This is a genomic window from Streptomyces sp. NPDC024687 (assembly GCF_055559055.1).
The window spans coordinates 26,917-39,699 of record NZ_JBVHLJ010000012.1 but is presented as its reverse complement, the minus strand read 5'-3'; the positions used below and the strand labels follow the sequence as shown (position 1 = coordinate 39,699).

The 12,783-nt window shown below is 69.6% G+C and carries 7 protein-coding genes; 3 read left to right on the top strand and 4 right to left on the bottom strand.

Annotated features, from left to right (window positions below):
- Positions 1-2: 2 nt before the first annotated feature.
- Positions 3-824, top strand: a complete 822-nt coding sequence (locus ACZ39I_RS35440; protein ID WP_467249285.1) for an ABC transporter ATP-binding protein — start codon at positions 3-5, stop codon at positions 822-824.
- A gap of 108 nt (positions 825-932) precedes the next feature.
- Here ACZ39I_RS35440 and ACZ39I_RS35435 read toward each other — a convergent pair whose 3' ends face one another.
- Positions 933-5,885, bottom strand: coding sequence for an NAD-glutamate dehydrogenase (locus ACZ39I_RS35435; RefSeq protein WP_467249013.1), 4,953 nt, complete (start codon positions 5,883-5,885; stop codon positions 933-935).
- Between the two features lie 514 nt (positions 5,886-6,399).
- On the opposite strand from ACZ39I_RS35435, the gene ACZ39I_RS35430 reads away from it, so the two are divergent.
- Positions 6,400-6,966, top strand: coding sequence for a DJ-1/PfpI family protein (locus tag ACZ39I_RS35430; protein ID WP_352391102.1), 567 nt, complete (start codon positions 6,400-6,402; stop codon positions 6,964-6,966).
- A 48-nt stretch (positions 6,967-7,014) separates the two neighbouring features.
- Here the strand turns inward: ACZ39I_RS35430 and ACZ39I_RS35425 are convergent, their stop codons facing one another.
- Both ACZ39I_RS35425 and ACZ39I_RS35420 read right to left on the bottom strand, forming a co-directional pair.
- Entirely contained in the window at positions 7,015-7,680 is a 666-nt protein-coding gene (locus ACZ39I_RS35425) for an HAD family hydrolase (RefSeq protein WP_467249012.1), read from the bottom strand.
- An 88-nt stretch (positions 7,681-7,768) separates the two neighbouring features.
- Complete coding sequence (locus ACZ39I_RS35420) at positions 7,769-8,284, bottom strand: DUF6912 family protein (protein ID WP_467249011.1); 516 nt, start codon at positions 8,282-8,284, stop codon at positions 7,769-7,771.
- A gap of 619 nt (positions 8,285-8,903) precedes the next feature.
- Here ACZ39I_RS35420 and ACZ39I_RS35415 point away from each other — a divergent pair.
- A complete protein-coding gene (locus ACZ39I_RS35415; RefSeq protein ID WP_467249010.1) occupies positions 8,904-9,590 on the top strand; it encodes an Rv3235 family protein in 687 nt (228 codons plus the stop codon).
- A gap of 83 nt (positions 9,591-9,673) precedes the next feature.
- Here ACZ39I_RS35415 and secA read toward each other — a convergent pair whose 3' ends face one another.
- Positions 9,674-12,514, bottom strand: coding sequence for a preprotein translocase subunit SecA (gene secA, locus ACZ39I_RS35410; protein ID WP_467249009.1), 2,841 nt, complete (start codon positions 12,512-12,514; stop codon positions 9,674-9,676).
- Between the last annotated feature and the right edge of the window lie 269 nt (positions 12,515-12,783).

Genomic DNA, 12,783 nt, shown 5'->3' with positions numbered 1-12,783 from the left:
ACATCGAGAACATCGAGAACGACAAGATCCCCACCGTCGTCGTGGACGGCGTCGACATCGTCTACCGCGTCAACGGCACCGGCGCGGGCAAGGGCTCCGCCACCGCCGCCCTCAACCGCATGCTGCGCCGGGGCCAGGTCGAGAAGGCATCGGGCGTGCGCAAGGTGCACGCCGTCAAGAACGTGTCCTTCGTCGCCTACAAGGGCGAGGCGATCGGGCTGATCGGCACCAACGGTTCCGGCAAGTCGACCCTGCTCAAGGCGGTCGCGGGCCTGCTCCCGGTGGAGAACGGCCGTATCCACACCGACGGCCAGCCCTCCCTCCTCGGCGTCAACGCGGCTCTGATGAACGACCTCACCGGCGAGCGCAACGTCCACCTCGGCGGGCTCGCCATGGGCATGTCCCGCGAGCAGGTCAGGGAGCGCTACCAGGAGATCGTCGACTTCTCCGGCATCAACGAGAAGGGCGACTTCATCACCCTCCCGATGCGCACCTACTCCTCCGGCATGGCGGCCCGTCTGCGCTTCTCCATCGCCGCCGCCAAGGACCACGACGTCCTCCTCATCGACGAGGCCCTCGCCACCGGCGACCGTTCCTTCCAGAAGCGCTCCGAGGCCCGCATCCGCGAGCTTCGCCAGACCGCGGGCACGGTGTTCCTGGTCAGCCACAGCAACAAGTCGATCCGCGACACCTGCGACCGGGTGCTGTGGCTGGAACGCGGCGAACTGCGCATGGACGGCCCCACCGACGAGGTCCTGGCGGCCTACGAGGACTTCACGGGCGGCCCGGACAAGGCGAAGCCGCAGCCGAAGGTCGCGGCCTGACCCACGGCTCTCCCGCCACGACGACGAGGGCGCCCGGAACCGGTGAAGTTCCGGGCGCCCTCGTCGTCGTATCGCTGTCCTGTCGCCGGCGCGTCGCTGCCGTAGCGCCTACGAGTGCTGCCGCAGCAGTGTCCGCATCGTGCGCATCGCCACCGACAGGTTGGCCAGGTCGAACGCGTCCGAGCTCTGGATCTCGTCCAGGGTGGTGCGCGCCCGGCTCAGGATCGGGGCGTTCTTCTCCTCCCAGGCCTTGAAGCGCTCCTCGGGAGTGGACGCGCCGTTGCCCACGGCCAGGACGTCGGCCGTCAGCGCCGAGTGGGCCGCGTAGAGGTCCTCGCGGATGGAGGCGCGGGCCATGGACTGCCAGCGGTCGGCGCGGGGCAGCTCGATGATGCGGTCCATGAGCTGGGTGATGTGGAGACGGTCGGCGAGGTCGTAGTACACCTCGGCGACGTCCATCGGGTCCCGGCCCATCCGGTCGGCCACCGAGACGATGTCCAGCGTCGGGAAGGCCGAGGAGAACCCGGCCACGCGCGTGGCGAGTTCGTCCGGGACTCCGGCGCCGCTCAGCTCGTCGTAGATCTTCTGGTACCACTCCAGGTCGGCGCCCCGCAGCAGCTTCGGCAGCTGCGACCACACCTGTTCGACGCGGTCGCCGAAGAACTCGACGGTCTCGGCGAGCTGGAGCGGCTGCGGCCGGTTGTTGAGCAGCCAGCGTGTGCCGCGCTCGACCAGTCGGCGCGAGTGCAGCCGGATCCGGGTCTGTACGGCGGCCTCGACCTGGTTGTCGAGGGCCTCGACCCCGTCCCACACCACGCCGGAGCGGAAGATCGCGCGGGCCACGGTCTGCGCCCGGACGATCTCCTCGAGCGAGGCGCCGGTCTCCTCGCGCAGTCGGTGCAGGTAGGTCGTACCACCGGTGTTGACCGTGTCGTTGACCAGGACGGTCGTGGTGATCTCGCGGTGCAGCGGGTGGTGGTCGATGTGCTCGGCGAACTTCTCGCGCAGCGCGGCCGGGAAGTACGTGTGCAGCAGGCCGTGCAGATACGGGTCGTCGGGGAGCGAGGTGTGCAGCAGCTCCTCGGCGACCGTGATCTTCGTGTACGCCAGCAGGACGGCCGTCTCCGGGCTGGTCAGGCCCTGTGCGGCGCCGAGGCGTTCGCGGATCTGGCGGTCGGTGGGCAGGAACTCCAGGGCCCGGTCGAGGTGGCCCTCGCGCACCAGGTGGCGCATGAAGCGCTGCTGGGCGTGGAGCATGTCCTTGGACTGGGCGAGCGCGTTGGCGATGGCGGTGTTCTGCGCGTAGTTGTTGCGCAGGACCAGGCGGCCGACCTCGTCGGTCATCTCGGCGAGCAGCTTGTTGCGCTGCTTGACCGTCATGTCTCCCTCGGCGACCAGGCCGTTGAGCAGGATCTTGATGTTCACCTCGTGGTCGGAGGTGTCCACACCCGCGCTGTTGTCGATGGCGTCGGTGTTGATCTTGCCGCCGTGCAGCGCGAACTCGATCCGGCCGAGCTGGGTCAGCCCCAGGTTGCCGCCCTCGCCGACGACCCGCACGCGCAGGTCGGCGCCGTCGACGCGGATCGGGTCGTTGGCCTTGTCGCCGACGTCCGCGTGGGTCTCGGTCGAGGCCTTCACGTACGTGCCGATGCCGCCGTTCCACAGCAGGTCCACCGGCGCCTTGAGGATCGCCTTCATCAGGTCGGCCGGGGTCATCTTGGCGACCTTGTCCTCGATGCCGAGGGCCTCGCGGACGTGGGCGTTGACAGGGATGGACTTGGCGGTGCGGGGGAAGATGCCGCCGCCCGCGGAGATCAGCTCGGTGTTGTAGTCGGCCCAGCTGGAGCGCGGGAGTTCGAAGATGCGGCGGCGCTCGGCGTAGGAGGTGGCCGCGTCCGGCTTCGGGTCGATGAAGATGTGCCGGTGGTCGAAGGCGGCGACCAGGCGGATGTGCTCGGACAGCAGCATGCCGTTGCCGAACACGTCACCGGACATGTCGCCGATGCCGACGACGGTGAAGTCCTCGGACTGGGTGTCGAGGGCCAGTTCGCGGAAGTGCCGCTTGACGGACTCCCAGGCGCCGCGGGCGGTGATGCCCATGCCCTTGTGGTCGTAGCCGGCCGAGCCGCCGGAGGCGAAGGCGTCACCGAGCCAGAAGTTGTACGACTCCGCGACCCCGTTGGCGATGTCGGAGAACGTGGCCGTGCCCTTGTCGGCCGCGACCACCAGGTAGGTGTCGTCCTCGTCGTGCCTCACGACGTCCGCCGGGGGCACGACTTCGCCGGCCACCATGTTGTCGGTGATGTCGAGCAGCGCCGAGATGAACATCTTGTAGCTGGCGATGCCCTCGGCCAGCCACGCGTCCCGGTCGACGGACGGGTCGGGCAGCTGCTTGGCGACGAAGCCGCCCTTGGCGCCGACCGGCACGATGACGGTGTTCTTCACCATCTGCGCCTTGACCAGGCCGAGGATCTCGGTGCGGAAGTCCTCACGCCGGTCGGACCAGCGCAGCCCGCCGCGCGCGACCTTGCCGAAGCGCAGGTGCACGCCCTCGACGCGCGGCGAGTAGACCCAGATCTCGAACGCCGGGCGCGGGGCCGGGAGGTCGGGGATGGCCTGCGGGTCGAACTTCATGGAGACGTAGTCGTGCGGCTTGCCGCCCGCGGCCTCCTGGAAGAAGTTGGTGCGCAGAGTCGCCTTGATGACGGTCAGGAAGGAGCGCAGGATCCTGTCCTCGTCCAGCGAGGCCACCTGGTCGAGGGCCGCGTCGAGCTCCTCCAGGAGGGCGTCCACGAGTTCGTGGCCGGCGCGCTGGCGGTCCGGCGACATCCGCGCCTCGAACAGGGAGACGAGCAGCCGGGTGGTGTGGACGTTGTTGCGGAGGGTGTCCTCCATGTAGTCCTGGCTGAACGTCGAGCCCGCCTGGCGCAGGTACTTGGCGTACGCCCGCAGCACCATCGCCTGACGCCAGCCCAGGCCGGCGCTCAGCACCAGGGCGTTGAAGCCGTCGTTCTCCGCCTTGCCGGTCCAGGTGGCGGCGAAGGCCTCCTGGAAGCGCTCGCGGCCGTCGTCGCCGAGGTAGTCGCCGGTGCCGTTCTGCGACTTGGGCATGCGCAGGCCGAAGTCGTAGATCCAGGCGATGCTGCGGTCGGAGCAGCGCAGTTCGTAGGGCCGCTCGTCCGTCACCTCGACGCCGAGCCGACTGAGGACCGGCAGCACGGCGGACAGGGAGATGGCGTCGCCCTTGCGGTAGATCTTGAAGCGGCGCTCCTCGGGGGCGGCGCCCACCGGCTCGTAGAGGCTGAGCGCGAAGTCGTTCTCCTCGCCGAGCCGCTCGATGTGGACGAGGTCGGCGACCGCCGAGCGCGGGGTGTGGTCGGCCTTGTAGCCCTCGGGGAAGGCGTTGCCGTAGCGGCGCGTCAGTTCGGCGGCGCGCTCCTCGCCGAGTTCGGCGTTGAGCGCCTCGGCGAAACCGTCGGCCCAGGAGCGGGCGGCCTCGACCAGGCGGGCCTCGATGTGCTCCTTGTCGCTGTCGCTGAGCTGCGGCAGCTCGGTGCCCTGCGGCACGCGCACCACGAAGTGCAGCCGGGACAGGATCGACTCGGTGTTCCAGGCGGTGAAGTCGACGCTGATGCCGCCGAGCTCCTCCTTCAGGATGTCGATGATCCTCAGGCGGACGCCGGTGGTGTAGCGGTCGCGGGGCAGGTAGACGAGGGCCGAGTAGTAGCGGCCGTACTCGTCCTGGCGCAGGTACAGGCGCAGCCGCCGCCGCTCCTGGAGGTACAGGACGGAGGTGGCGATGGACTCCAGCTCGTCGGCCGGGGTCTGGAAGAGCTCGTCGCGCGGGTAGGTCTCCAGGATCTGGAGCAGGTCGCGGCCGTCGTGGCTGTTGGGCGAGAAACCGGCCCTTTCGAGCACCTCGTCCACCTTGCGCCGAATGACCGGAACCCGGCGCACCGACTCGGTGTAGGCGGCGGAGGAGAACAGCCCGAGGAATCGCCGCTCGCCGACGACGTTGCCGTCCGCGTCGAACTTCTTGACCCCGATGTAGTCGAGGTACGACGGCCGGTGCACCGTCGCCCGGCTGTTGGCCTTGGTCAGCACCAGCAGCTTGTGCTCGCGGGCCTTGGCGCGGGCGTCGGCGGGCAGCCGTTCGAAGGACGGGCTGACCGGGTGGCCCTCTTCGCCCGCGTGGTGCGGGTCGGAACGCAGGATGCCGAGGCCGGTACCGGGCACGGCCGCGAGGGAGTCGTCCGGCCTGAGCTGGTACTCGCGGTAGCCGAGGAAGGTGAAGTGGTCATCGGCCAGCCAGCGCAGCAGCTCGCGGGCCTCGTCGATCTCCATGCCGCGCAGATCGGTGGCGACGGGCTCGGCGGGCAGTTCGTCGGCCATGCGCAGGGCCGTGTCCCGCATCTTCTCCCAGTCCTCGACGGCCTCCCGGACGTCGGACAGGACACGCAGCAGGTCGGCGGTGATCTGCTTCAGGTCGCCGCGGTCGGTCTCGCGGTCGATCTCGACGTGGATCCAGGACTCGGTGTGCGCGTCGTGCGGGAGGTCACCGGTGGAGGGCGGGACGGTGAGGATCTCGATCAGCTTGCCGGTGAGGTCACGGCGGACGACGACCTGGGGGTGGATCACGACATGGATGCCGCGCCCCTGCCGGGTGAGCTCATTGGTGACGGAGTCGACGAGGAAGGGCATGTCGTCGGTGACGACCTCGACGACCGAGTGGGTGCACGTCCAGCCGTTCTCCTCCACCGTGGGCGTGTGCACCCGCACGTTGGCCGTGCCCTGCGGGCGCGTCTCGCCCAGCCGGAAGTGGGAGAGAGCGGCTCCGTAGACGTCGATCGGGTCGCGGTCGGTGAGGTCTTCCGGTGCCGTGTGCAGGTAGTAGCGCTGGAGGAACGCGAGCACGGTCTCGCTGTCCGGGGTGTCCGGGGTGCGGGAGGTGTCGTCGTCCGTCGTCCCAGTCGGTAGGTGCCCCCCGGCCGGGCTGTTCTCAGCTACCCGTGCGGCCCTCTCGAGCAGCTCGGCCTTGGCTTCGTCCAGCTTGGTCTGCATTGTCCTCTGACTCCTGTCGCGCGCCGTTGCGTGACGTAGGCGGAAGTACGGTCTCTTCCCCTGCGGCTCGACGCCACGGCCCGGGGTCTCCGGTCTGCTCCGACGCTATGCCGCACGGTGAGATGAGCGGGGGTATATCGGCCATTGTCGACACGCCCGCCAGGTGTGACGCTGCTCTCTGCCGCGCCAATGACGAGGGTGTACTCGGCGTCATGAGGGCCCCTACGGCCCCGTCCCGCCCGCGAGGATCAGCGGCTGCCGCCCGGCCACGGAGGTGTTCCGTGCACGCCGGGCGCGGGGCGGGGGCCACAGCGCCCCCGCGAACTATCGCGCTGATCACGCCACCTAGGCTATCGCTCCCCACAGGGGGGCCGTCATGAGCCGTATGTGTACAAAACCGGGGGTGGAACTTTGACACTCTGCACAGTGCCCACGTCGCCTCCAAGCCATGATCTTCTCCCTCCCCTTCGCGCGCCCTCTTGGCAAGCACGCCCCGCCGGTGCACTTTGCCGACATGACCGCAAAAATCCTCATCGTCACCGGTGACGCAGCAGAGTCACTGGAGGTCCTGTACCCCTACCAGCGCCTGCGCGAGGAGGGCTACGACGTCCATGTCGCGGCCCCCACCCGCAAGACGCTCCGCTTCGTCGTCCACGACTTCGAACCCGGCTTCGACACCTACACCGAGAAGCCCGGCTACACCTGGCCCGCCGACCTGTCCTTCGCGGAGGTCGACGCCGGTCAGTACGCCGCTCTCGTCATCCCCGGCGGCCGCGCCCCCGAGTACCTGCGCAACGACCCCGAGCTCCGCAAGATCCTCAAGTCCTTCTTCGACGCGGACAAGCCGGTCGCCCAGATCTGCCACGGTCCGCTGCTCACCGCCGCGATCGACGGCCTGCGCGGCCGCCGCGTCACGGCCTATCCGGCTCTGGAACCCGACATGCAGTCCGCCGGCGCGGCTTTCCAGGACGCCGAGGTGGTGGTCGACGGCACCCTGGTCTCCTCCCGCGCCTGGCCGGACCACTCGGCCTGGATGCGGGAGTTCTTGACGGTGCTCAGGGCGAAGGCGCCGGTCACCTGACCGACGGGGTGCCGCATGCCACCGTGGTCGCGGAACTGACGCGGACCGTCACGCCGCTATTCGCTCAGCCTCCGCGACCGCCTCCGCCAGGGTGTCCACCACAGGCACCCCGACGCCCTCGAGACTGGCCCGGCTGTGCGACCCCCCGGTGTACAGCACAGCCCTCGCCCCCACCCGCATCGCGGCCACCGCGTCGTCCGCGGCGTCCCCGATCACCACGGTCCGAGCCGCCTCCACTCCCGCCAGCGCGGCGAGATGCCGCTCCATGTGCTCCGCCTTGCTCCCCCCGGACGGTCCCGTCCGCCCGTCCACCCGCAGGAAGTGCGCCTCGATCCCGAACCCGCGCACCAACGGCACCAGCTCGTCATGCACGTACATGCTGAGAATCGACTGGCTTCGCCCGGCCGACCGCCACCCCGTCAGCAGCTCCACCGCCCCGTCGGTGAGCCCGCACCCCACCCGGTGCTCCGCGTAGTACCGGTGGAAGGTCTCGTCCATGAGCTCCCACTCCGCGTCCGTGGGCAGCCGGCCGAGCAGCCGCTCGTAGAACTTCGGCACCGGCACGCAGTACAGCGCCCGGTACTGCTCCATCGTGATCGGCGCGAGCCCCAACTCGCCGAACGCCGCGTTCGTCGCCCCGATGATCGCTTCGTTGTCGTGGAACAGCGTGCCGTTCCAGTCCCAGACGATGTGCGCCCCTGTCAGCTTCCCCATGCCAAAAACGTACCCGCCCCCACTGACAATCAAGAGATCAGCAGGTCAAAACGGGTAAAGCCGCGACTCGGCAGGGCGGAGACCGGGCTCAGCCGCCCAGCCCCACCAGGTTCGGGATCTCCTGCGTCGCGTACCACAGCAGCTCGTGGTCCTCGGCCCCGTCCACGACGAACTGCGCGTCGTCGTCCCCGGCGTCCGCCGCCTCCAGCGCGTCCACGGCGGCGGTGACGTCCTGCACCGCGTCGTCCGAGTCGACGTGCACCGCGGCCGCCTTGGCCAGCTTCACCGTCCCGGCGACCCGCACCTCACCGAGGGCCGCGGGATCCAGCGCCCGGTCGGGATCGGCGACCGCCGCCCCGTCGGCCACGTCGACGGCCACCACGACCCGGCGCCGCACGGCCCCGGCGTCCGCGGCGAGCAGCCGCAGGGAGGCCAGCGCGGCCCGGTTCAGCGCCGCGTACTCCAGCTCCTCGATGTCGTCGGAGAGGTACCACTCGCGCAGGGCGGGGGTGACGGCGTAGGCGAGGAGCGGTCCGGCCCCCAGCTCACCCGTCTTGTACGCCTCGGCGAGACCGGAGAGGGTCAGGGGGACGTAGACGCGCATGGCTGGCCGCTTTCGTGGTCGGAGAACATCGTCGGAGGGGCTCCGCTAAGGCCTTCAGGATACGTGCGGGCGTCCCCTTTCGAGTCCCTGCCCAGACCCCGGCAGGCGTCCACCCCGGGCCCGGAATTCACCCGCCTCACCCCCGAGTTCAGGGGCTTTCCCGCTCTCCCCTCACCCTGATAGGTGAACATTCCGGCCGCGCGACCCGGCCCGCGGCTTCCTTGCGGCCGCGGTCCACGGCCCCGTACAAGATCCCCACCAGAAGTTACTGCCCGGTACTTTCCGGGCCCGCCGAAACGGGGATCCCATGAACAAGGTCATGACCAGGGCCCAGCACCACCCCGGCAGCCGCCCGCCGGCCCGCCGCGACTCCCGCCGCCCGGGCGGCACGCCGCCCCGCACACCCGGCGGCAGCACACCTCGCACGGCCCCGGGCGACGGCCGCCCACCTAGCTCCGCCGGCAACGGCCCCCGCGCCCGCACGGGCCCCGCGGACAGCCGCCCGCAGGGCACCCCGGTTCCGAACGAGACGCCGACCGGCACCGCACGACGCGGCGCTACGGCCGGCTCTACGACGGTCGGCACCCGCGGCACCACCACCGGTCCGGCGACCGCCGGCATGCACGGCACAAGGGCCGACACGACGAGCTCTGACACCCGTAACGGCGCCGCCGCCCCGACGCCCCCGGGAACCGCGCGACGCAGCGCTACGGCCGGCTCAACGACCGCCGGCGCGAGCACCACCGTCACCGACTCGACGACCCCAGGAGCCGTACGACGCAGGACCACGGCTGGCACGAGCAGCATCCCCACCGCAGCGCACGCCACCGCCACCGCCACCGCCACCGCCACGCTTCACGCCCCCGCCGCCTCGGTCCGCGGCACAGCCACCCGGTCGCAGCCCACCCCCGCAGCCAACCCGGCGACCGTCCCGGCCCAGACCCCGCGGCGCCCGGTGGTCCCCCAGCCCCGCCCCACCGACCTCTTCGCCGACCTCCTCCTCGCCGTTCTGAGCGGCCAGCGCCCGGTCCACTCGATGCTCCGGCACACCGCGGGCCGCGCCTACGACGAGCTGGTCCGGCTCGCCGAGCGCGGCCCCCTGCGCGCCCGCGGCACCCGCCCCGTCGTCCGGGACATCGGCTACTACGTCCCCCGTGAGGGCGCGGTGGAGGCCTTCGCCCGTATCGGCGCCGGTGACCAGCTGCGCGCCATGGCCTTCCGTCTGGAACAGGGCCAGGACCTCCGCTGGCGCTGCACCGCGGTCGAACTGGGCGGCCCCCGGGCTCCCCGACCGGACGGCGACTGACAGGCCCGGAGCAGCCCCCGAGTCCCTCACACGCGGAAGGGCCGGCCACCCGCAGGTGACCGGCCCTTCCCACCACAGGACGACTACTTCTTGCGCCGCCCCCGACCACGGGACTGCTTGCGCCGCTCCGCGCGCGTGAGGCCGTCGGCCTCGGAGCGCACGGGCTCGTCGTCGTCGGCGAACTCGCCCTCGATGACACCACCCTCGCCGTCCACGGTCGGCGCGGAGAAGTGCAGGTCCCGGCGCTGCGGGGCGTCGAGTCCCTTCGCGCGGATCTCGGGACGCGAGCCGGCCTGCGCCGGAACGGAGTCCTGCTTGGCGAGGGACGGCGTCTCGTCCTCGACCGGAACCTCCTCGACCTGCTGCTCGACCTGGACCTCCAGGTTGAACAGGTAGCCGACGGACTCCTCCTTGATGCCGTCCATCATGGCGGTGAACATGTCGAAGCCCTCGCGCTGGTACTCGACCAGCGGGTCCTTCTGGGCCATCGCGCGCAGGCCGATGCCCTCCTGGAGGTAGTCCATCTCGTAGAGGTGCTCGCGCCACTTGCGGTCCAGGACCGACAGCACGACCCGGCGCTCCAGCTCACGCATGATCTCGGAGCCGAGCTGCGCCTCGCGCGCCTCGTACTGCTCGTGGATGTCGTCCTTGATGGACTCGGCGATGTACTCGGCGGTCAGACCCGCGCGGTCGCCGGCCGCCTCCTCCAGCTCCTCGACGGTGATCCTCACCGGGTAGAGCTGCTTGAACGCGCCCCACAGCCGGTCGAGGTCCCAGTCCTCCGCGAAGCCCTCGGCGGTCTCCGCCGCGACGTACGCGTCGATCGTGTCGTCCATGAAGTGCACGACCTGCTCCTGCAGGTCCTCGCCCTCCAGGACGCGGCGCCGCTCGCCGTAGATGACCTCACGCTGGCGGTTGAGGACCTCGTCGTACTTCAGGACGTTCTTACGGGTCTCGAAGTTCTGCTGCTCGACCTGCGACTGCGCGGACGCGATCGCGCGCGTGACCATCTTGTTCTCGATCGGGACGTCGTCCGGGACGTTCGCCATCGACATCACGCGCTCGACCATCTGGGCCTTGAACAGCCGCATCAGGTCGTCGCCGAGGGAGAGGTAGAAGCGGGACTCACCGGGGTCGCCCTGACGGCCGGAACGACCGCGCAGCTGGTTGTCGATACGGCGCGACTCGTGCCGCTCGGTACCGAGGACGTAGAGCCCGCCGAGCTCCTTTACCTCCTCGAACTCCGCCTTGACCGCCTTCTCCGCCTTCTCCAGGGCGGCCGGCAGAGCGGCGGCCCACTCCTCGATGTGCTCCTCGGGGTCGAGGCCGCGCTGGCGCAGCTCCGCCTCGGCGAGGTCCTCGGGGTTGCCGCCGAGCTTGATGTCGGTACCACGGCCGGCCATGTTGGTGGCGACGGTGACGGCGCCCTTGCGGCCGGCCTGGGCGACGATCGTCGCCTCACGGTCGTGCTGCTTGGCGTTCAGCACCTCGTGCTGGACGCCGCGCTTGCTGAGCTGCTGCGAGAGGTACTCGGACTTCTCGACCGACGTCGTACCGACGAGGATCGGCTGGCCCTTCTCGTGCTTCTCGACGATGTCGTCGACGACCGCCTCGAACTTGGCGACCTCAGTGCGGTAGATCAGGTCCGACTGGTCCTTGCGGACCATGGGCCGGTTGGTCGGGATCGGGACGACACCGAGCTTGTAGATCTGGTGGAACTCGGCGGCCTCGGTCATCGCCGTACCGGTCATGCCGCAGAGGCCCGGCTGTTCCTTGCCGTTGTGGTCGTGGCGCTTGTAGAGGCGGAAGAAGTTCTGGAGGGTGATCGTGGCGAGGGTCTGGTTCTCGTCCTTGATGTCCACCCCTTCCTTCGCCTCGATCGCCTGGTGCATGCCCTCGTTGTAACGGCGGCCGGCGAGGATACGGCCGGTGTGCTCGTCGACGATCATGACTTCGCCGTCCATGACGACGTAGTCCTTGTCCTTCTTGAAGAGCTCCTTCGCCTTGATGGCGTTGTTCAGGTAGCCCACCAGAGGGGTGTTCACCGACTCGTAGAGGTTGTCGATGCCCAGCCAGTCCTCGACCTTGGCGACACCGGACTCGTGGATCGCCACCGTGCGCTTCTTCTCGTCGACCTCGTAGTCGCCGGTCTCCTCGATGCCCTTGAGCGGGTTGCCGGCCTCACCCTTCTTCAGGCGGGTGACCAGCTTGGCGAAGTCGCCGTACCACTTGGTCGCCTGGTCGGCCGGACCGGAGATGATCAGCGGCGTACGGGCCTCGTCGACCAGGATGGAGTCGACCTCGTCGACGATGGCGAAGTTGTGGCCGCGCTGGACGAGTTCGTCCTTGGACCACGCCATGTTGTCGCGCAGGTAGTCGAAGCCGAACTCGTTGTTCGTGCCGTACGTGATGTCACACGCGTACTGCTCGCGGCGCTGGGCCGGTGTCATGTTGGCAAGGATGCAACCGACGTTCAGGCCCAGGAACTTGTGGACGCGGCCCATCATCTCGGAGTCGCGCTCGGCCAGGTAGTCGTTGACCGTGATCAGGTGGACGCCCTTGCCGGACAGCGCGTTCAGGTACGCGGGCAGGGTGCCGACGAGCGTCTTGCCCTCACCGGTCTTCATCTCGGCCACATAGCCGAGGTGGAGGGCGGCGCCGCCCATGATCTGCACGTCGTAGTGGCGCTGGCCCAGCGCGCGCTTGGCGGCCTCGCGCACGGTGGCGAACGCCTCGGGGAGCAGATCGTCCAGGCTCTCACCGTCGGCGTAGCGCTGCTTGTACTCCTCGGTGAGGGCCCGCAGCTCGGCGTCGGAGAGGTCGATGAAGTCCTCTTCGATGGAGTTGACCTGGTCCGCGATGCGGTGCAGCTTGCGCAGGATCTTGCCTTCGCCTGCACGCATGATCTTCGAGAGGACGGACACGGGGGTTGGTCTCCTTGCCGGTCGGGCCTGGGACGGTCGGTTTCCATTTCACTTACTGAGCAACGGCCATCGTATGCGAGGACCCCGCCGCGTCGGGAGGCCTGCCGTGTAGGCCGACTGTCAGCTCTTTCAAATCTGCTTCAAAGGGGACAACGGACGGGCCGGGTCGATGGTGCCGCGCCCCGCTCACGAATTGCGCGAATTGTGATCACCCGCTCACGCACCGCAAAGCGGTGGCGCCATCACCGAACACTTGAGCAGAATCGGCC